Origin of the sequence: Paenibacillus sp. P32E (assembly GCF_001909085.1) — a bacterium.
Lineage (GTDB): Bacteria > Bacillota > Bacilli > Paenibacillales > Paenibacillaceae > Paenibacillus_AQ > Paenibacillus_AQ helianthi.
Genome location: NZ_LVYY01000006.1, coordinates 185,052 through 205,059, shown reverse-complemented (window position 1 = coordinate 205,059; position 20,008 = coordinate 185,052). Strand labels below are relative to the sequence as shown.

The window sequence follows — 20,008 nt, the reverse complement described above, 5'->3', positions numbered from 1 at the left end:
GTGACCCGTACGGTTGCGGTTTGGTCTGCCGTGATTGCCTGCGGCTCCACCTGGAGTTCTGAGTAGCGGAAGCTCGTATAGCTCAGTCCGAACCCGAACGGGTAGCGGGGCTGCGAATCGGCTTCCAGATATTGTTTGCCGCGTGAACGCTTGCCGTTGTAGTACACCGGAAGCTGACCCACATCCTTCGGCCAGGAGATGGTCAGCCGTCCGGAGGGATTCACGTCTCCGAACAGAATATCCGCCACCGCATGGCCGCCCTCCTGGCCGGGATACCAGGCTTCCAAAATGGCATCTGCATGTTCTTCAATCCAGGGCTCACTCACCGGACGGCCGTTGATATAGACCACAATGACCGGCTTGCCCAGCTGATGAATTTCCTTGAACAGTTCCCGCTGCACACCTGAGAGGGCCAGCGAGATCCGGTCAATCCCTTCGCCGCAGTCCATATCGCTCCAGGCATGCTCCGTCACTTTTGACGCTCCGGTCTTCAGGTCGATGCTGCCTTCGCCGAAATCGCGGGCGCTTGAGCCGCCGAGCACCATAACCACCGTGTCAGCCTGCGCGGCGCAGGCCAAAGCGGCTGCGAAGCCTTCTCTGTCGTCGCCTTTGATCCGGCAGCCGGGGGCGTACAGCACCCGCTCTGCTCCAAGCTTGCTGCGGACCCCGTCCAGCACGGTGACGATGCTGGACCGCGGCTGCGGTGAGGTATAATCCCCCAGCTGATTGTACGGTGCATCGGCGTTCGGGCCGATGACCGCCACCTTGCCGGTGCTCCCGCTGCCGCTATTGCCTGTGGCACTCGAACTGACGCAGCCACTCAGGCTGTTGTCCGCGCCACTCGAACAAATGCTGCCACTCCTACCGTTGCCTACGCCGCTCGCACGGATGCCGCCACTGCTGCCGCTGTTGCCTGCACCACTCGCACCGACGCCGCCATCGCTGCCAGGATTGCCTACGCCGCTCGCACGGACGCCATCAACGCTACCGCTACCGTTATCACTACCACTGTCACGTTCACTGTCACTGCTGCCCCCGCTGACCTTTAGCGGCAGCGTCCCGCCTTCATTTTTCAGCAGAATGATGCTCTCCGCAGCCAGCTTCCGGGCCAGCTCCCGGTGCTTCGCGCTGCCGATGAATTTCTCGGCCGCTTCCGGATCGGCGTATGGCTGCTCGAACAGGCCGAGCTTGAACTTCAGCTCCAGCACCCGCTGCACGGCGCGGTCCAGAACCTCCACCGCCAGCTTGCCGCTGCGGACAGCACCGGCGAGATGTTCTCCGAACATGACGCCGGACATCTCCATATCGATCCCCGCTGTGATGGCCTGCACCGACGCATCCAAACCGTCCTCAGCGACGTCATGGCCGGCGGCCAGCATTTCGATGGCGCCGCAATCGGTAATCACGAGGCCGTCAAAGCCCCATGCCCCCCGGAGAATCTCCTCCAGGAGTGCGGTATTCGTTGTACAGGGCACGCCGTCAATCTCATGGTAGGCGGGCATAACGGACACCGCGCCTGCTTCCACCGCCTTCTTGAACGGAAGTAAATCCACTTCCAGCAGCTCGCGCCAGCCCATATGCACCGGACCGGCATTGCGGCCGCCCTCGGAGCTGCCGTACCCGGCGAAGTGCTTCAGTGTAGCGCCCACACTATCCGGGCTGCTCAGCGATTCTCCCTGCAGCCCCTCCACGGCGGCAACGGCCAGCTCGCTGATCAGGTAGGCATCTTCGCCAAAGCATTCCTCCGTCCGGCCCCACCGGGGATCGCGCACCACATCCAGCACCGGCGAGTAGGTCACCGTTCCACCCTGGCTCCGGGTTTCCAGCGCCACCGCCCGGCACATCTCCCGGTACAGGTCCACATTCCACGAGCTGCCCAGTGACAGCGGAACCGGAAATACGGTCGCCCCGATGGCCATATGGCCGTGCGAGCACTCTTCCCCGATCAGGATCGGGATGCCGAGGCGCGAGTTCTCGATGGCATAACGCTGAATCGCATTCACTGCCTCCGCCCCCTGGCGCGGGGACAGCCCGCTGGCCAGGGTCACTCCGGTCCACGGATCCGCGCGGAGCATGCCGTAGAGCGAGCCGATGCCCGTTTCTGCTACCTGACGTTTAAAATCCTCAGTAAGAGTAATCTCCCCTTCAGTATGTTCGTAGACTTGCCAGCCGAAGGGCTGAACCAGCTGTGCAGCCTTTTCTTCTAAGGTCATCTGTCCCAGCAGATGCTCTGCCCGTTCCCGGGCCGGTCTGTCTGGATCTGTATAGGTCATACTCTCCACTCCCTCTCTGGTGACGGTCTTATTCTTTCACGGCTCCTATCGTAAGACCCTGGATGAAATAACGCTGGAAGAATGGATAGGCAAAAATAATCGGACCCGTCGCCAGCACCACCATCGCCATACGCGAGGTATCCTGCGGCATAGAGCGAAGCGCCTCCATGCTGAGTGAGCTGTTGGTCGAGTTCTGCATAATGAACTGCATGCTGGTCTCGATCCGCATCAGCATAGACTGCAACGGCACCAGATTCGGATCATCGATGTAGAGCAGTGCATTGAACCAGTCATTCCAGTAACCCAAAGTACTGAACAGGGCAATGGTCGCCAGACCGGGCAATGAGAGCGGCAGTACCAGTGTAAGGAAGATGCGGAATTCGCCTGCGCCGTCGATTTTACCGGATTCGAGAATGGCATCGGGAACGCTGGTACTGTAAAAAGTACGTAGGATCATAATGTAAAAGGCGTTGACCGCCAGCGGCATCACGAGCGCCCAGATCGTATCCTTCAGGCCCAGAAACTGTGTAACGATAATATAGGTCGGAACGAGCCCGCCGTTGAAGAGCATGGTGAAGAAGGCAAAGAACGCAAAGAAATTGCGGTATCTGAAGCTTTTACGCGAAATGGCATAGGCATAAAAAGAAATAAACAGCAGGCTGATCAGTGTGCCGAGCACCGTCACGAGGATGGTCACCCCATAGGATTGCAACAGCATATCTCCCGACTGGAATACATATTTATACGCACCCAGACTCCATTTAGCCGGGAACAGACTGTAGCCGTCTCTGGCCAATGCTCCTTCATCCGTGAAGGAAATGATGACTACAAAGATAAATGGGAATACGCACAGTAATGCAAAAACACCGGCAAACAGATTAAACAGCACGTTCCAGGTTTTGGAGAGCTTATGAAAATCACGTTCTTTATTGACAATAGTGGACATCTGGTTCACTCCTTTCGCCCTGACTAGAATAAGGCGCTGTCCTTGTTGAATTTACGCACGATATAGTTCGAGGTAATGACAAGCACGAAGCCGACTACGGATTGATATAGACCCGCCGCAGTACTCATGCCAATCTCGCCTGTAGATTTGAGGCCTTGGTAGACATAGGTATCGATAACGTTCGTAACACTGTAGAGCGTCCCGGAGTTGCGGGGCACCTGGTAGAACAGGCCGAAGTCGGCGTAAAAGATTTTTCCGATGGCCAGCAGCGTCATGATCGTAATAATCGGGCTGAGCAGCGGCAGCGTGATGTTCTTGATCTGCTGGAATTTGCCTGCACCGTCGATCATCGCCGCTTCATACAGCGATTTGTCGATACCCATAATAGCGGCCAGATAGACTACGCTGTTATAGCCGAGCGCCTTCCATAGATACACGAGCACGAGGATGACCGGCCAGTATTTTTTCTCGGAATACCAGTTGATGGGTTCTGCTCCAAAATAGCCTAGGATCTGGTTCAGCACACCGCTCTCGGAGCTGAGAAAGCTGAAGGCAAAGTAGCCGACTACAACCCAGGACAGAAAGTACGGCAGGAACATGCCGGTCTGGTAGACCTTGGCCAGTTTTTTGTTGGCAATCTCTGCAAGCACAATCGCCATAACTACCGACAGCACCAGCCCCAGCAATATGAAAACGGCATTGTATAAAAGTGTGTTGCGGGTGATGATATACGCGTCATTCGTAGTGAACAGAAACTTAAAGTTATCCCAGCCCACCCACTTGCTGTGGAAAATGCTTGCCCAGAAGCCCTCCCGGCTGTAGCGGTATTCTTTAAAAGCAATAACCGTCCCTACCATCGGCAGATAGGAGAAAAAGAGGAACCACAGCGCGCCTGGTAGGACCATGAGCAGCATAACCTTGTCTTTGATGATATTTCGGATGAATCCGCCAATCATTTTCACGTGGAGCCCTCCTAAACTGTAAAAGAAAAGACCGGGCTATAGGCTTGGCACCCGCCCGATCTTCCTTAAGGGAATGAATTATTTGTTGTTCGCAGCTTTCCAAGCGTCGATTTGGGTTTGTGCTTCTGCGATGATTTTATCGAGTCCGGCAGCTTTGAATTTCTCAATCGCCTTTGGCAGATATTCGTCAGGATCTACGGTTCCTGTCATCAGCGGAGCCCAGAATTCTTCCTTCACGTTCTGCACAGCGGCGATTTCACTCGTTACCTTGGAGGTATCAAAGTTGAAGCCGAGCAACGGAGCATTGATGCCTGCTTCATTAAACTTTTTGAACTGCTCCCACTTGTCCGCAGGGTCGCCTTCGTTCAGGTAGTTGATCATGATATTGCCCAGGGAGAAGGACGGCATATCATAGTTTTTCGCTTCCGGCAGATTCTTGATGGTGTTATCATTGATTTTCTCGTAATGCACGCCTTCAATACCCGAGTCGACCAGGTTGCGCAGATAAGGATCGGTGTTCAGCAAGTTCAGGAATTCCATGGCTTTCTCCGGATGCTCGGAGTTGGCGGAAATGGCCTGCATCGAACCCATAACGGACCAGTTATAAATGTAGGATTCGCCCGCAGGGGTTGAAACTACAGGGTAGCCGTAGCTGGCCGTCCACAGATTGTCAGCCATAGGCTGTGTAGTGGCGCGATCCATGAACCATTTGCCGGCTTTGTAGAGATCATCCACGGAGGAGGTTGTCGCTACTTCAGATGATACGTAACCTGCCTTGTAATATTTGTGTACGGTTTCAAGACTGGATTTCAGCTCTGGACTTTCCAGGATGTTGACGATTTTATAGTCCTTTGTATTCAGATACACGGCCATCGGCATTTTTTCGATAATGTAGTCGAAAGGCAGCACCGGCATGTAGTCCTTCACCATTGCATATGGCGTGATGCCTGGTTCGTTTTCCTTAATGGTTTTGAGCATAGGTTCAATGCTGTCCAGTGTGGTTGCTTTGCTGATGTCCAGCTTATACTTGTCCACAAGCTCTTTGTTGAAGCGCCACACTTCCTGTGCCGGAAGCTCTTTGTTGGCAGGAATCGCATAGTTGTGTCCGTCTACCTTCGAGCCTTCCAGGAATGCCGGGTCGATGGCAGTCTTGATGTCTTTGCCGTACTTATCAATCAGGCTGTCCAGTTCCATGAATGCGCCTTTGCGGGCATTCTGCACATAATCCAGGGCCCATGAACTGGTAAACATAATATCCATAGGTTCACCGGAGGCTACCTTAACCTGCATTTTTTGTGAATAGTCGCCGTAATCAAGCATATTGATTTTGAGGGTTGCGTTAATTTTCTCTTTGGTGTATTTGTTGATTTCAGCCACAACCATGTCCAGGTCCTTCTGCGGCGCACCGATAGTGTACCAGATCAGCTCTACCGGCTTCTCCGAGTTGCCTTTTGATCCCGAAGCCGAATCATTGGAACTTGCATTGTTCGAACCACCGCCGCATGCGCTAAGCAGCACCGAGACTGCCATCATCGATGTCAGTAATAGGGACAACCGTTTGCTTTTCTTGCTCATTCTTTATAACCTCCCCTTTATTCACCTCAAAACTGCAGGACATGTGAAGGTCTGTTCGGCCTTTGTCCCTTCAAGGATTACCTTAACTTTAGTTGATGTAAGCATTTTCAGACAGAAGCTAAACTAAATAAATCATGTAGAAAATAAAGAAAAGAACTTGCCCGGCAGACAGCCGTTACACAAGTCCTTTATATTCGGTGGGGGAAATCCCCACATATTTTTTGAATTGCTTATAGAAATAACCGGTCTCCCAGTAGCCAACATTCCTGGCAATCTCATGCACCTTGGACGAGGTTCCCCGCAGCTGCTCCTTGGCCTTCTCAATCCGGTAGCGGTTGATATATTCAGTGAACGTATCCCCTACCTCTTTGCTGAACAGCTGTCCCAGGTAGACCGGGTGGATGTTGAACTGTGCCCCGAGTGTTTTCAGCGAAACATCCTCAGCGTAGGATTCATGGATAAAATTAAGCACCTGCTGCACGACCGGACTCTTCACATCACGGATCAACAAGTCAATCGTAAGCGACGCGGCTTCTTTCAGAATCTGAATCCATTCATGAATGGAGGTCGTTTCGCGGAGTCTGCGGAAGCCCTCCTGGTATAGCTCAGGTTCTTCGCAATGTCTGATTTCCTTCAACTGCATTTTGAAGCGGATCAGCCATTCCATGGAGAAATCATGGAGAACCTCGGGAGTTACGCCTTCCATATGCCGCAGCTGCTCGAACCGCTCATCAATCCGCTGCAGCAGCGCTTCCTTGTCCTTAGCCAGAATCAGCTTCTGCACCTGCTCCCAGTTCTGCGTGACCTCCCGCCCGTCCGCCTCGCTGCGGCTGGCTATCTCCTCATAGCGGATCACTGTCCGTTCCGGGAACAGTATGAAATATTCCCGCGCTTTCTTCGCCTGCTCATAGCTCTGTGCCGCCCCTCCCTCTGTCTCCACGACAGAACCCATCGAGAAGCAAAGCGGCTGATAGGAGGACAGCCTCTTCACCAGACGCTCATGGCAGCGTTCGACCTCTTCCTTCCCGCGCTGGTATTCGCTTAAGCCATGCAGAAGCACGGCATCTCCATCCATATCCTGAAAAAGAATAGTGGAGCTGCTGTCCCCAAGGGCATTCGCAACCGCCTTCAAGAATTCCGCATTGCCGGCCCCCCTGCCCGGCCGCAGCAGGGCAGCCAGTAATAGCGGCTTGTCCAGCTGGATGCCCAGCAGTTCCGACCGCTCACGGAATTCATTCACTCCAATCTGTTCCCGGAGCCAGCGGTGCATAATATTATCTCTTAATATAGAGATGCTCTGCGCGTTCAGTTCATCTTCAACTCTGCTCATATGAAGCTTCTCCACGGTATTGCTAAGTGTAGCCTTGAACTCCTCGAGATTAATCGGCTTCAGCAGATAATTCTCAATGCCGAGCGTCATCCCTTCCTTCAGATACCCGAACTCATCATACCCGCTGAGAATAATGACCTTCAGCCCCGGCTGGAGGCTGCGGACAGCACGGATCAGATCCAGACCGTTCATCAGAGGCATGGAAATATCGGTAATCAGAATATCTGCGCGGAGCGACGTGAGCGCCTCCAGGGCCTCCTGGCCATTCTCCGCCCGGCCGACAATCTCCATTCCCATCCCGGCCCAATCGACAATATCATACAGCCCTTCAATAATAAAAGGCTCATCGTCCACGATAAATACCTTATACATAGGTTGGCTCCTCCTCTCCCAGATCAGGAAAACATAAGGTCACGGTGGTCCCCTGGCCTTCTTCGCTCGCTACCGCTAAGCCGTGCGGTTCTCCATACAGCAGTTGCATCCGTTCATGAATGCTCCGTAGCCCGAAGGACTGCGAAGAGCTGTCCGGATCCAGGAGATCCTTCTGAATCTGCGCAAGCCGTTCCTGCTTAATGCCACGTCCGTTATCGTTGACCACAGCGCGGAGAATCCCGCCTTCCTTGACCAGATCAACCCGGATATGGTTATCGCTGCGGTCTGTCCGCATCCCGTGAAGGATATAATTCTCAACGACAGGCTGGAGGGACATCTTCAGCACGACCCGCCCCTCTAGCTCCTTGGGGCAATGGAGCTCATAGGAGAATTTGTCCTTATACCGGATGCGGAACAGCTCCAGATACAGCCGGCAGGCTTCCAGTTCATCCTTCAGGGTATGCTTCGCCTTGGGGTGGACATAGCTTTTGAACAGAACAGACAAGCTGTAGATCATCTCTCCAACATCTGCAGCCCCCTGTGAAATGGCGCGCATGCGGATGACTTCCAGGGTGTTATAGAGAAAATGCGGATTGACCCTTGCTTCCAGCGCAGCGATCTCGCTGTGCTTCTGCTTAATCTCCGCCTTGAACACCCGGTCGATGTACAGATTCAGCTCGTCCAGCATATCATTGAAGCTTTTGGAGATCTGGCCCAGCTCGTCTTCCTTCACATCGGTGATGCGGGCATCAAGGTCCCCATTCTTCACCTTACGGGTAAAGCGGATAATGTTATGCGCCCGGGTGGCAAAATTGCTGATAAACAGCGAAGGTGTGATCACCGCAAACAGAATACAGATCAGGCAAATGGTAATAATCATGTTGCGCAGACCGCTGTAAGTCGCTGCAAGCTCCCCCTCCGGCACCACACTGAGTACAGTGAATCCGCCCTGGGTATGCGTCAGCTTCGTAATCAGCATGCCGTTCACTTCCTCGCCGTCGGCATAGATCGCTTCAATCTGCTCAGGATAAGGATATTTCTTACCGTAGAATGTCCCTGAGCTGTCAAACAATACATCATTGTCTGCCGACAGCACGATAATATCGCCTTTGAAATCATCCTTGTAGTCACCCATGCTCGCCCAGATATGGTCCGCATCATAGAACACCAGCAGCTGTCCGATATTCCGCAGCGACTGCTTGTCATTAATCGGCACACGGATGGAGAACATGGGGGAATCTGCGAGGGATATCGTTTTGCGGACCCAGATATTCGGCGTCGTTACACTGCTGGCTTCCTCCAGATATAAAGCATCCGGCACAAACGAATGGGCCGCATTGGTAGAGATAATATTGAAGTTCTCCTGTTCATTGAATACATACAGCTGCTGTTTGGCAGAGCTGTAGAGCAGCAGGCTGCGGATATCCGGATCATCTTCCATCTGGTTGCGGAAAAACTGCACACTGTCTGTGGTGGTGTTGCTCTCTTTAAGATAACGTTCAAGCCTGTAGGTGACATAATCTTGATAGGGATGCTCCAGCAAGTAGGATGTATTGGCCGTAAGCTCACTGTCCCGGTATACATCGCGCATCATCGTCTGCACGGCATCGTATTTATGCTGCATATAGTTGTTCACGCTCTCCACGGTCCGCTTCTGGATCTCCAGCTGCCTCTGTACCGCAGATTGGGACATCAGCAGGAACATCAGGTAGGAGAATGTAATCGTGGTTACCACCGCTATAATGGAGAAGATCAGGATGATCTTCATGAACAGATTATTTTTAAAATGCTTTTTATACCAGTTTCCGGGGAGCAGCATGATGTCTCTCTCCCTCCTATTCACACAGGTTGATTGTCACATTATATCACGCAAGAGGAAACGGCTGGGCTATTCTTGTAAAAGGAAGACATCTGTTTCCTAACAAATAGTACGATTATTAAGGACTTGTGAACCTGTACATTCCTATGATTGCCAAAAGGTTGCCTTATCAAAAAAACAGCCCGTTCCGAGCTTCGGCTGTGAGACAAATTGCAGTTGATTCAGGCATCGGCCGGCCTGGGGCATTCATGTTTCTATTTCAACAATAAGGTAAGGTCCGATGTGCAAACAGGGTAAATTCTAAAGGTTTACTGTACAAATTAAAGGTTAGCGTTTACATATACGACAGGATGCAGGCAACCAGCCACAGCCTACTTGTGAACACTCTCAAGGAGCTACCCGCACATAATTTTAGTAGTAAAGAAGCACCGGATGAGCTGCTCTGCTCTTCCGGCGCTTCCCCTTTTACCCTATATCTCCATCGCCGCTAACTGCTTCGTCATCGAACTGTATCCTTGCACCGACTGGGCAATATAGGACAATACAGTGTCGCTCCAGCCGTAAACATAGTAGGTCTGCTCATCCTGCTCAGGCACCATTGCATGACGGTAAGGTGCGATATCGACAATGAATGCTTTAACATCGGGATTGACCTTCTTGCGGTACAGCTTGAGCTGTTGATAGAATGGGCTGCCGCTGTTCTGCTGCTCATCGGTGATGATGATCACCTGGTCCACCTTGATGTGCTGCTCCAGCAGCTTGCGGACCGGTGCGCCGGTATCGGTTCCACCCCGGGCCTGTATCCGTTCCGCCTGGCCCAGAATGCTGTCCCGGCGGGAAGGCTTCGCGTCGGCCACCTCGGTATCGAAGAGCCAGAACAACGACTTTCCTTGAGTCTTCTTATACAAAGCCAAAGCAAATATGGAACCGGTCTCCAGATAGTCACCCTGCATCGAACCGGAAATATCGAGAAAAATTGCAGTCCGGCCCTCCATATCCGGTAGGTTGTCAAACGTCAGGTCCATCGCTTCTCTCAGCGCATCCCGAAGCTCAGGCTGCTGCACCTGCCGGAACGCTGTCGCGAAACGGAAAGGCAATATCCGCGCTTTGCGCAGCCCCTGTCGATCCACTAACCGGTTCACTACATAATCCAGATTCCGCTGATCGTCGAGGACGCCGCTCCGCTGGAGCGTATTCAAATGGCGGAGCAGGGCGAACGTAGGCATCTGATACAGGATCGCCTTCCAGACTTCCCGGGAAGGCTGGATCGCTCCTGTTACGGCTGAGTATGGAAGCTTGCCCCGCTCGATCCACTCGATCTGCTCCTCCGCGGTCACGGCCTGCTTCAGCTTCTCCATCGCCTCCACCTGTGGCAATAGCATCAGATTGGCCTCCTGACCGCGTAAATAACGGAACAAGGCCTGCTGCTTGAGATCCGTCGGCTTCGGATGAGCTGTGGCAATGGCGTCGCCAAGGCTATAGCCACGGCCTCGGCCATTATATTTCAGCGCCCAGTACTCGCTGATTCCCGACAGGAACAGATTGACCTGGCGCTTCACCGCCCGGCCGCCCTCCCCACGTCCCAGCCCCTGCAGGATCGTCAAGAAATCGGACAGGTCAGACGGGATTTGCACAACCTTCATGAAGACTTTGGCGAACAGCTCCGGACGGGTACCGGATAGTACAGCCAGCCCAAACAGCGGCTGCAGTCTCATGAACCCCTCCCCCCTGGCATAGACCAGCGCTTTTGCCATAAATTCCGGCTGTTCAAGAGCCATTTGCTGATGCAGCTCTGCCGCATGATCTATAAGCTCCTGCTGGTCCGCATAAAACGTATTATGCATTGTATTCGTCAAAAGCATCTGCAGATACTGCTCTTCCATAGGACGCGTATAAGCGGGATACCCTTCCTTGTTCAGGGCATGTGGCTTCATGGAGCCAAACAGTTTCGAAGCAAAGCTCATGTTCATTACCTCCTAATCATCAATACCGGTGAGGAAAATGTGGGACAGGTGTATCTGCAGGAGTCGAACCTGCCGTATTGCCCAGGATATTTCATTGGTCACGTTGGAGTGTGAAGTAACCCGTCCCGGCGCCTCACCGGCTTGATGGATTGCACAAAGCGAGGAATTGGGTTGAAAAGGCCGGTCAGTGCCCTGGGGCACCGTCAATTCTATTCCCGTAACAGACGAAGGATCCCTTTCAGTCGCCTCGCTTTGTGTACATTTTAACCTCCGAAGAAAACAAGATTGGACAGGCACAGACTGCTCTACCACTGAGCTATTCCTTCTTTAGAAAGAAGCTGGAGTCGAACCAGCGACAGGTCGCTTAACAGGCGAAGTATCCCGTCCATGCGCCTCGGAGAATCTTTTCAAGTCAGCTTCGCTTGGCAGCATCAGCTTTCTTGTATCCATCTTCGCTTATTTTCTTCCCGGCGAACATGGCGTAAGTATTACGAGAATAGAGAAACTTCTCCATTTTCTCCATTTGCCACCGCTGGTACAATAGAAATTAGGTGTCTACTATGTATGATCGGAGGCTGCCATGGCCAAGGAAAGCTTTGATAAGGAAATCCAGTTTCTGCGGATGCTTGTATTGACCAGCGGTGCGTACAGCCGTCAGCAGTTTGCCGAACGTCTCGGCATCTCGGTTCATACCTTCGATAAAACCCTGAAGAAGCTAAAGGAAGTCGCAACCACCCTGCAGGAACAGCCGCCGGAGGCACAAGCCCAGGGCTTCACCGATGCGCTTCGGTTCAATTACTACGAATCCGCCGACCCCCTGCTGCTGTTTCTGTTCCAGGCCAAGTCGCTCAAGGAATCAGAAAGTCTGAGAATCTCCCGGATTCTAGCTGCACTGAATGGCGGCCAGGAGCTGGCCATAAAGGATCTGCTGGACATCTGCTGCTGCGGGCTGGACCCGGAGAATACTTTTCCCGATGAAAAGACGATCCGCGGCGACCTGAAATATTTGCAGGAGGTCGGGGCTATTGTGCGGGGAGCCGGTCCGCGTCCTTACCGTTACCGGCTGAATAATGATCTGGTCAAGCAATTGACCGGAGAGGAGCTTATGGATCTGTTCGACTTCGTGGATATTATGGCGAATACCCAGCTGCCTTCCGTGCAGGGATATTTGCTCCGCAACAGCCTGAAAAAAGAACTGCTCCGGCAGGATGCGGAGAAACAGGCCATCGAACCCTTTTTATACAAATACCATTATTATTCCAGAATCCTGGATGAAGCCCACTTGTCCACACTTCTGGCAGCCATCAAAAGCCGCAGTAAGGTGCATTTTCTCTACTTTTCGCCGAAAGCCGACACCAGCTATGCCGCTAAAAGCACCAATCCGCTCTTCGAGCGTGAATCCGGCGGCCGCCCGGAAACAGCACTGCCCCTCAAAATCGTCTACGATCATCAGTACGGCAGATGGTATTTACTCACTCACAGCAAGCACATGGGCATCCGCAAGTACCGGATGGAGGGCATGACACAAATCGAGGAAGGCGAAGCTGTCACAGAAGAGCTTTTCCTGGCGGAGCAATCCGCGCTGGAGCAGCAGATCGCCACAAGCTGGCTGATCGATACCAGCCGTCCCGTTACTGTAAGGGCTAAATTCCTAAATCCCCAGCGCAGCGGCTCTGCCCGTAATTTTGTGAAGGAGCGTGTGCTGCTGCAAGGGCAGTGGGGTGTTATAACCGAGGAGGATCTGCACTTTTTCATCTATGAAATTACCGTAAACGGCACGACCGAAATCAAGCCCTGGCTGCGCAGCTTCGGCTCAAGCTGTGAGGTGCTTGCGCCGAGGCAGCTCCGGCAGGAGCTGATTGCGGAATGGAAGGAGATGCTGGACTACTATGAACCCTTTTGAGAAAATCTTTAATTACCGTATCCTCTCCCGGATGGAGGATAGCGGCGTCTTTCTCTCCACTTCCCATGAACGCTCCTGGCTGAAGCTGATGCTGGACCATCCCTCTGCTGCCGCCGCCTTTTCCGGAGTGACACTTGATAAGCTGCAGACCCTTTTGGAGGGAGAGGCTCCTCTGAATCTCGCTGAAGATCTGATCCATAAGGCTTCGACTGCAGAAGTACAGGTCTATCATCCGCTGGTGCGTGTGCTTCGCCGAAGTATTCAACACCATCAGGGCATACAAGTGAGCATCGGCCTGAACAACGGGCACCCCGGTCCGGAACAGTCCGGCCTTCCCTACCGTCTCGAATATTCCATGGTCAAACGGGAATGGTATCTGCTGTGGTACAGCTGGACGCGCCGGGACTTCATGAGCATCAGACTGAAGAAAATAACATCGGTATGCGAAGTTCCGGCAGCACCCGAGCTTGTACGCACGACTCAGGCCGAGATCCACCGAATTCTGGAGAGCCGCAGGCAGAGCGCCGTGATCGAGGTCCTTCCGAATTACAACCGGGAGTTGTCGAGGATTCTCTATGCCTTTTCCTGCTTCGAGAAGGAGGTCCGTTATGACGAGGACAAGGACACCTATTACATCTCCTTGTTCTACTTGGGCAACGAAGGTGAATATGTGCTATCCAAAATGCGCTTTCTGGGCAAACGGGTGCGAATTGTTGAAGGGAACTGGCTAAAAAAACGCATGCGGGAATCCGCTTTGAAGGCGTTGGCTCTGTATGGAGCCTCCCCGGACCAGACGCTGACCCGCCAGGAATGATCCTCCGCAAAAGCGGGCACAGTAACAGCAGGTCTGAGAAATACTGCTGCTACACTTAGCACATGCTTACAAAACTTTTAGCGTATGCTTTCGAAGCGAGTTTTGTACGAAGTCACTCGATGAAGCACATGCTTACAAAACTTTTAGGAGGATATCAATGGACACTCACGAGTTCGTGGAGAAGTTTCAGGAGAACATGAAGAAGGCGGAGAAAAACAAACGCCGCGGCAAAGGCTCACCGGAAGCCAGACTGGCAACCAAGCAGCACGGCACGAATAAATAAATAGCAGATAACCCCGCAGGACTCCTGAATTCTGGAGAGGAGACCTACGGGGTTATTGTCTGCTGTTCTTCGTGGATATGGAGCTGCATTGTCTCTTTTGCAGCTGCGATTGCGGCTTTCTTTTCAAAGTAAGGTTATGGAGCAGCCCGCCTATCCTATGGATAGAGCGGGCTGCTCGCAGTTTCACCTTTAATAATAGAAAATGTTATTTGCTCAGTTTCGCTACACTTGCAGCCACTTTCTCAAGCTGGGCTTTGCTCAGCGCTTTGTCCGGTGAGCTCAGAGTGACGTAGCGGTCATCCAGCTTAAAGGTAAGCATCGGGATATCCGAAGGAGTATACCATTTGGCTGCTGCACCAGTCGAAAGCTTCACTGTAGTACCGTTATACTCGTAGGAGTAATCCCGCGGCGAGATATCTACGTTCATGTGGCTGAAGAGGAATCTTACGCCATCGGAGCCTTCGGCTGCCTTTTGGAAGGCGTCTCCGCTGATCATTTGCATCGGTGCATAGGCGGTCTCGAAGCCCTGGAAGGCGGAGAATGCCTTGGTGATGGCTTCTTTTTGCGCGGCACTGTACTGGATGGTGGCCAAAGTAACCGCTGAACCGTTACCCGGTGCTGTTGATCCCGCTGATGAACCCAGAATGACCTGATTGGTTGAAGGATTGAAAGTTACCGGCACTTTGAGCGCGTCCGCCATCGCCCGGACAGGCAGGTAAGTTGTATCATTATAAGTGATTGGTGCAAGCGTCTTGCCATTATTATCTACCGGAGTGTATGCGGCTCCGTTTACTGTAAATCCAATGCTGTGATTCAGATACGCGCTAATCTTCTGCATGTTGGTTCCTGCATATACCCCCGCCGAGCCTGTAACTGCCATTCCGAATACCATGGTTGCTATGATCATTTTTTTGCTTTTCATTATAATCGTCTCCTTGTAAGTTCGTTTGTGTGTTCCTTGCTATAGATACATTTAATCATGAACTTGTTTCCAACTTGTATCGTGATTGTAAAGAAGTAATTCCAAGCCAGTGTCCGTTTTTCTTGAGAAAAAACCCGCCTATTCATAATGAATAGTGCGGGCTGTGGCCTAGCTCATGGTAATCCCAATGCTACCGGCGGCGGCCAGGAACCGGGATATTATAGACTTCGGTATACAGGATATCCCGGAACATCCGGAATTCCTGCAGCGTCACCTGCCGGGGATAGGTCATGATTCTCAGAGGCAGATCGGCTTGCCCCTCGCGCAGCGGAGGCTGCACATAATCAAAAGGATTAAGATGAAAGCCCAGGCGCTCGTAAAAGACGATTCTGCGCTCTGCAAGCTTATTTTCCGGTGGCTCCACCTCCAGCACAACAGGCTTGTCCGTAAGGGCGAGATACGTCTGCATCAGCTTCTTGCCAATCCCCCCTCCGCGGATCTCGGGGTTGACCGCAAGATGCTCGACAAACCGCAGCTCCGGGAATTCCCATGCGGCCAGGAAGGCCTGAATGCGGTTCTCCGTATCCAGCTCGGTATGCAGCCGGTAATGAGGATGGCTGAGCAACGACTTTTGTCCACTGAAGGTTCTGATTTCAGTGACAGGAAAAGAAGCTTCCATAATGGTATAAATCTCTTCAAAGGCTGTAGGGTTCATGGTCATCTTCCTGCTTTCTGGATAGTTGCCGGTTAGCGGCTGAAGGTTCCTTGCTTGGCTTACCCTTAATGGTATTGGGAATAATCGTAAGCAAAAGATTAGGGAGGGAGCAAGCCATGCCGCCGCTTGGGGGCTTTTCCCACTATTATAGAAGGTTGCCCTGGACAAGTTGTTTCAATTTTGTATAATTTCCCATAAGCCTTTCCCTAATCGGGATTGCGACTATTTTGAAACCGTAGTGCCATGATGCTCTTCCTTTCTGGGGCCTATACATTTCTGCATGATAGCCAAAAATAGTCACAGAACATTCTCTACTGTTCCCCTCCAGTTTAGCACCTGGTACTAGGAGAACGTGCTATACTATACCTATTGAAAAAACATCACGTTTATATTAGGAGAGATTCATTTTGGACAATCAGCATTGGATTGCACCTGAATTCTACAATCTCACTTCGGAAATGGAGCATCATCCAGCCGATAAGATTGCGCTTAAGTGGCTACAAGAGAACGGCAATTACGAAGAAATCACTTACGGTGAGCTTATGAAGCAGGCCTACCGCCTTGCCGGCGGGCTGTCCGGTCTAGGCCTGAAGCAAGGTGACCGTGTACTTGTTATGGTTCCGCGCCGGATTATCGCTTATGTCATTTATCTGGCCTGCCTAAAGCTTGGGCTCGCTGTTATTCCTTCCTCCGAAATGCTGCGGGCCAAGGATCTGGCCTACCGGCTGCGCCATTCCGAAGCCAGAGCGGTCATTGTCTGGTCTGAAGTGACCAGTGAAGTCAATAAAATCACCGATGATCTGCCGGCACTTGATTACCGTCTCTCGGTTGGCGGGAGTGAAGAAGTACTTGGCAGCGGGTGGACTGATCTGGAGGGCCTGATGGATGGGCAGCCGGAGAGTTTCACAGCTGTAGCGAGCCGCCGCGATGATATCGCAATTCTGGCTTATACCTCGGGCACAACCGGCAATCCCAAGGCTGTGGTTCATACGCATGGCTGGGGTTACGCACATCTGAGAATTGTCTCTTCGCTCTGGTTCGATATCCGTGAGTCCGATACTGTCTGGGCTACAGCCGCACCGGGCTGGCAGAAATGGATCTGGAGTCCGTTCCTCACTGTTCTAGGCAACGGCGCAACCGGCTTTGTCTACAACGGGCCTTTCCATCCGGAACGTTATTTGCAGCTGCTGCAGGATCAGGGAATTCAGGTATTATGCTGTACGCCTACCGAATACCGCTTAATGGCCAAGACCGAAGGTCTGCCGCACTATAATCTGTCGAAGCTGCGCTGCGCCGTATCCGCAGGTGAGCCGCTCAACCAGGAGGTCATCAACACCTTCCAGGAGCATTTCGATATTACTATCCGCGACGGCTACGGGCAGACGGAGAGCACGCTGATTATTGCGGCACTCAAGGATGAACCGATCCGTGTCGGCTCCATGGGCAAATCCATAGCTCCCGGCCTTGTTGAGGTCATTGACGAAGAAGGGAACCTGCTGCCTGCAGGAGTCGTTGGAGATATTGCCGTACACTTAAGCATGCCAGCCTTGTTCCAGAACTATTACAAAGACCCGGAACGCAAGGTGAACTGCTCGCATGGAGAGTATTTTGTCACCGGAGACCGGGCGCACAAGGATGAGGACGGCTACTTCTGGTTCGAAGGCCGTGGCGATGACATCATCATCAGTTCGGGATATACCATCGGACCGTTTGAAGTGGAAGAAGCCCTGATGAAGCATACCCTGGTCAAGGAATGCGCCGTGGTGGCCAGTCCTGACGAGATTCGCGGCTCGATTGTCAAAGCCTTTGTTGTACTGAAGGACAATGTTACAGGTACACCAGAATTGGCCAAAGAGCTGCAGTCCCATGTAAAAGAGTGGACGGCCCCTTACAAATACCCGCGCAAAATTGAATTTATCGCGGATCTCCCAAAAACCGCCTCCGGCAAGATCCGGCGCGTGGAACTGCGGGAGCAGGAAAAAAAGGCTGCGCAGGAATAACCGCTTTACCGCTATAGTGTAAACACGGCAAGTTGCTTCTATAAATAATAAAGCGGGTGTCTTCCTCTATATGGAAGACACCCGTTTTTTGTATACGTGAGATAAATTGAACCTCTTTAATAACGAATTGAAATTTTCGTCCGCTGTGTTCTTCTGCCAGGAAATCATTCCGACCAATAGTTGGCCGACGGATTCAGTGCTGCGCCAACTTCCCCTTCGAGAACCAGATCGCAGTCCAAATAGCCTTCCTCATCCAGAAAATACACATCCTGCTTGTAAAATTCGCAAAGCGTCTCCAGGAACTTCTCCGGGGAATCGTACATCACCACCAGGTCGCCGTAGTCATGCAGCAGGTCGCAGATCCGCTCGGTTCCGTCCTCACTCTGCAAATAGCAGATAAAATCACTACCGTAGTTGGTCAGGATGGGCAGAACGGTTCCTCCGCCGCTGTATCCCTTTTCTTCCAGAATACTTCTCAGCACCTGGATTTCCTGCGCATACTCCTGAATATGAATCAGCCGGTAGCCCGGAATGAATTCGATCAGACTTGGCTCTTCTTCGTTGCTGCTGGTACCCGAAACCTGGCTGTAGATGGCCTCCAAAAGCCCTGGCACAGCCGGTACGATGTCGCTGATCGCCGGGACCCCGGCCGATCCCCCGCTCCCTAAGCTGGCAATGTAGTTCGGGCGCAGTCCGGCAGACAGCTGAAGAAACTCCTGAAATAGGCGTGTTAATGATTCAGTAGATGAATTGTTAAGCATATTGTCATCCTTTGCATGATTAGTTTTTGAGAACCGTCAAAAAACGGAGCGATAGGGAATCCTCCCCGTCTCTCCGCTCTATGGCCTTACCTATTTAGTGGCTGAAGCCCACAATTTCTGCAGCCAGGCGTCAAAATCTTCGCCCTTCTCGCCTTCATAAGCATCATAGACGTCAATCCGCATCTTTTTCAGCTTTTCCTTGAACTCTTCATAGGAATGGTCCCTTGGAAGGCTCTTCTTGACGCGCAGCACAATCTTGGATACACCTCTGAACAGCTCCGCTTTGTTCTTCGAAGGCACGGTAACCTCTTCACCGAAGGCCTTCAGCTTCGCATATGCAGCTTCTTGAACGGTATATACAGGATCGCTGATCATCAGACGATTCAGAATATCAATAATTTGTTTATGGTTGAAGCGGCCAAGCTCCTCCACGGCCTCAAGACGCGCTCTCCAATCGGCAGAGCGTCCGGCAGCCTTCTTCAGTTCCTCGTAATTCTCCGGCAGCCCGTTATTCAATTCTTCATTATTCAAACGTTACAATCCCCTTCTTGGTTAAATCTGCTGGTCGTATAGTGCAATTCTACCGTACTGCACTCCTTGATTTCAATCTTTTACACCAATATTAATACGAAGTGAAAAAAACATCCTGCAGAATGGTCTTCGCCTTCTTCAGACTACGTTCATCCAGTTGACGGAGCATAGCTGTAATCTGCTGCAGCTCCGGGGATTCTCCTGTAAACAACGGCTCCTCCGCAGCGGCAGAATGCTGCCCTGCAAACTTAGCGGCAATGGTTTCCGGTTCCGTCCATGTCGCTTCCATCGTATCCTCAAGCCCACGGATGATGAAGGACAGTTCCTCCTCAGTGTATCTTTCCAGGAAAAGCTGGATGCCAATATTCATTTGCCGGTGCAGCGCCTGGTGAAGCTCAAAGACTTCCCGGCCTAACGCAGTCGTGCGGAACAGCACTTCCTTCTTGTTATCCGGCAAAAATTCCGTGCTGATGATTCCTTTCTCCAGCAGCCTCCGGGTGACCTTAGACACACTGCCCTTGGGAATGCCGAACTCTTTCGAAATGGAGGCTCCATTGACCGGCTCCAGCTTACCGATTGCGTCTATGACATGCAGCATCATCACCGTAGACTCCCGCAGAAACTCAATGACAAGAGGATTGTTGCAATTGCGGATCATCCAACGCCGCTCGTCATCATCCTCCGTTTGAAAATGCTTCTGAAGTTTAGATGCTGACTCCATTAGATTATGAATGAGAAGCTGCTTAGAGGTGATGCTTGCACTCTCTGGGGAATAAGGCACAGCAGGGTTCCCTCCTAAAAATACTTTCAAAGCCTACGCTTTAAATTCTGTGGCACT

Annotated in this window: 16 protein-coding genes; 4 read left to right on the top strand and 12 right to left on the bottom strand. The window is 52.1% G+C overall.

Annotated elements, in window-relative coordinates; all coding sequences use genetic code 11:
- The 7 genes from A3848_RS32825 to A3848_RS07785 form a co-directional block, all read right to left on the bottom strand.
- Positions 1-2,273, bottom strand: a 2,273-nt coding sequence (locus A3848_RS32825) for a glycoside hydrolase family 3 N-terminal domain-containing protein (protein ID WP_256702213.1), incomplete at its 3' end; no start/stop codon positions are given.
- Positions 2,274-2,301: 28 nt separating this feature from the next.
- Positions 2,302-3,219: a carbohydrate ABC transporter permease gene (locus A3848_RS07810; RefSeq protein WP_074084390.1), complete on the bottom strand. Its 918-nt coding sequence runs from the start codon at positions 3,217-3,219 to the stop codon at positions 2,302-2,304.
- 23 nt (positions 3,220-3,242) lie between these two features.
- Entirely contained in the window at positions 3,243-4,175 is a 933-nt protein-coding gene (locus A3848_RS07805) for an ABC transporter permease (protein ID WP_074084398.1), read from the bottom strand.
- A gap of 84 nt (positions 4,176-4,259) precedes the next feature.
- Positions 4,260-5,756 (bottom strand): ABC transporter substrate-binding protein, encoded by a 1,497-nt coding sequence (locus tag A3848_RS07800; RefSeq protein WP_074084389.1) that lies wholly within the window; start codon positions 5,754-5,756, stop codon positions 4,260-4,262.
- Positions 5,757-5,931: 175 nt separating this feature from the next.
- Positions 5,932-7,458: a response regulator transcription factor gene (locus A3848_RS07795; protein WP_074084388.1), complete on the bottom strand. Its 1,527-nt coding sequence runs from the start codon at positions 7,456-7,458 to the stop codon at positions 5,932-5,934.
- Complete coding sequence (locus tag A3848_RS07790) at positions 7,451-9,277, bottom strand: sensor histidine kinase (RefSeq protein ID WP_074084387.1); 1,827 nt, start codon at positions 9,275-9,277, stop codon at positions 7,451-7,453. The genes A3848_RS07795 and A3848_RS07790 overlap by 8 nt, the downstream gene beginning before the upstream one ends.
- 470 nt (positions 9,278-9,747) lie before the next feature.
- Positions 9,748-11,241, bottom strand: a complete 1,494-nt coding sequence (locus A3848_RS07785; RefSeq protein WP_074084386.1) for a TROVE domain-containing protein — start codon at positions 11,239-11,241, stop codon at positions 9,748-9,750.
- Between the two features lie 580 nt (positions 11,242-11,821).
- Here A3848_RS07785 and A3848_RS07780 point away from each other — a divergent pair.
- The 3 genes from A3848_RS07780 (at position 11,822) to A3848_RS07770 (ending at position 14,241) form a co-directional block, all read left to right on the top strand.
- Positions 11,822-13,144, top strand: coding sequence for a helix-turn-helix transcriptional regulator (locus A3848_RS07780; protein WP_074084385.1), 1,323 nt, complete (start codon positions 11,822-11,824; stop codon positions 13,142-13,144).
- Entirely contained in the window at positions 13,131-13,958 is an 828-nt protein-coding gene (locus tag A3848_RS07775; RefSeq protein ID WP_074084384.1) for a WYL domain-containing protein, read from the top strand. Before A3848_RS07780 ends, A3848_RS07775 begins: the two co-directional genes overlap by 14 nt.
- A gap of 157 nt (positions 13,959-14,115) precedes the next feature.
- A complete protein-coding gene (locus tag A3848_RS07770) occupies positions 14,116-14,241 on the top strand; it encodes a DUF4023 family protein (RefSeq protein WP_074084383.1) in 126 nt (41 codons plus the stop codon).
- A gap of 205 nt (positions 14,242-14,446) precedes the next feature.
- Here A3848_RS07770 and A3848_RS07765 read toward each other — a convergent pair whose 3' ends face one another.
- Positions 14,447-15,163: a stalk domain-containing protein gene (locus A3848_RS07765; protein WP_074084382.1), complete on the bottom strand. Its 717-nt coding sequence runs from the start codon at positions 15,161-15,163 to the stop codon at positions 14,447-14,449.
- A gap of 190 nt (positions 15,164-15,353) precedes the next feature.
- On the bottom strand, positions 15,354-15,878 hold the full coding sequence (locus tag A3848_RS07760) for a GNAT family N-acetyltransferase (protein WP_074084381.1): 525 nt from the start codon (positions 15,876-15,878) through the stop codon (positions 15,354-15,356).
- 404 nt (positions 15,879-16,282) lie between these two features.
- Here A3848_RS07760 and A3848_RS07755 point away from each other — a divergent pair, with 404 nt between their 5' ends.
- Entirely contained in the window at positions 16,283-17,878 is a 1,596-nt protein-coding gene (locus A3848_RS07755; protein ID WP_074084380.1) for an acetate--CoA ligase, read from the top strand.
- A gap of 164 nt (positions 17,879-18,042) precedes the next feature.
- On the opposite strand, the gene A3848_RS07750 is transcribed toward A3848_RS07755, so the two are convergent.
- From A3848_RS07750 to A3848_RS07740, 3 genes are all read right to left on the bottom strand, one after another.
- Positions 18,043-18,639 carry a hypothetical protein gene (locus A3848_RS07750; protein WP_074084379.1) on the bottom strand — a complete coding sequence of 199 codons (597 nt, stop codon included), beginning with the start codon at positions 18,637-18,639 and terminating at the stop codon, positions 18,043-18,045.
- A 90-nt stretch (positions 18,640-18,729) separates the two neighbouring features.
- Positions 18,730-19,170, bottom strand: a complete 441-nt coding sequence (locus A3848_RS07745) for a HEAT repeat domain-containing protein (protein ID WP_074084378.1) — start codon at positions 19,168-19,170, stop codon at positions 18,730-18,732.
- Positions 19,171-19,261: 91 nt separating this feature from the next.
- The gene (locus A3848_RS07740) at positions 19,262-19,951 is read right to left on the bottom strand and encodes a winged helix DNA-binding protein (protein ID WP_074084377.1); all 690 of its coding nucleotides are present in this window, start codon (positions 19,949-19,951) and stop codon (positions 19,262-19,264) included.
- Between the last annotated feature and the right edge of the window lie 57 nt (positions 19,952-20,008).

Coding starts and splice junctions, on each gene's coding strand:
- A3848_RS07790 (WP_074084387.1), bottom strand. CDS start 9,277: ATGCTGCTCCCCGGAAACTGGTATAAAAAGCATTTTAAAAATAATCTG.
- A3848_RS07805 (WP_074084398.1), bottom strand. CDS start 4,175: ATGATTGGCGGATTCATCCGAAATATCATCAAAGACAAGGTTATGCTG.
- A3848_RS07765 (WP_074084382.1), bottom strand. CDS start 15,163: ATGAAAAGCAAAAAAATGATCATAGCAACCATGGTATTCGGAATGGCA.
- A3848_RS07770 (WP_074084383.1), top strand. CDS start 14,116: ATGGACACTCACGAGTTCGTGGAGAAGTTTCAGGAGAACATGAAGAAG.
- A3848_RS07760 (WP_074084381.1), bottom strand. CDS start 15,878: ATGAACCCTACAGCCTTTGAAGAGATTTATACCATTATGGAAGCTTCT.
- A3848_RS07810 (WP_074084390.1), bottom strand. CDS start 3,219: ATGTCCACTATTGTCAATAAAGAACGTGATTTTCATAAGCTCTCCAAA.
- A3848_RS07795 (WP_074084388.1), bottom strand. CDS start 7,458: ATGTATAAGGTATTTATCGTGGACGATGAGCCTTTTATTATTGAAGGG.
- A3848_RS07780 (WP_074084385.1), top strand. CDS start 11,822: ATGGCCAAGGAAAGCTTTGATAAGGAAATCCAGTTTCTGCGGATGCTT.
- A3848_RS07750 (WP_074084379.1), bottom strand. CDS start 18,639: ATGCTTAACAATTCATCTACTGAATCATTAACACGCCTATTTCAGGAG.
- A3848_RS07785 (WP_074084386.1), bottom strand. CDS start 11,241: ATGAGCTTTGCTTCGAAACTGTTTGGCTCCATGAAGCCACATGCCCTG.
- A3848_RS07775 (WP_074084384.1), top strand. CDS start 13,131: ATGAACCCTTTTGAGAAAATCTTTAATTACCGTATCCTCTCCCGGATG.
- A3848_RS07800 (WP_074084389.1), bottom strand. CDS start 5,756: ATGAGCAAGAAAAGCAAACGGTTGTCCCTATTACTGACATCGATGATG.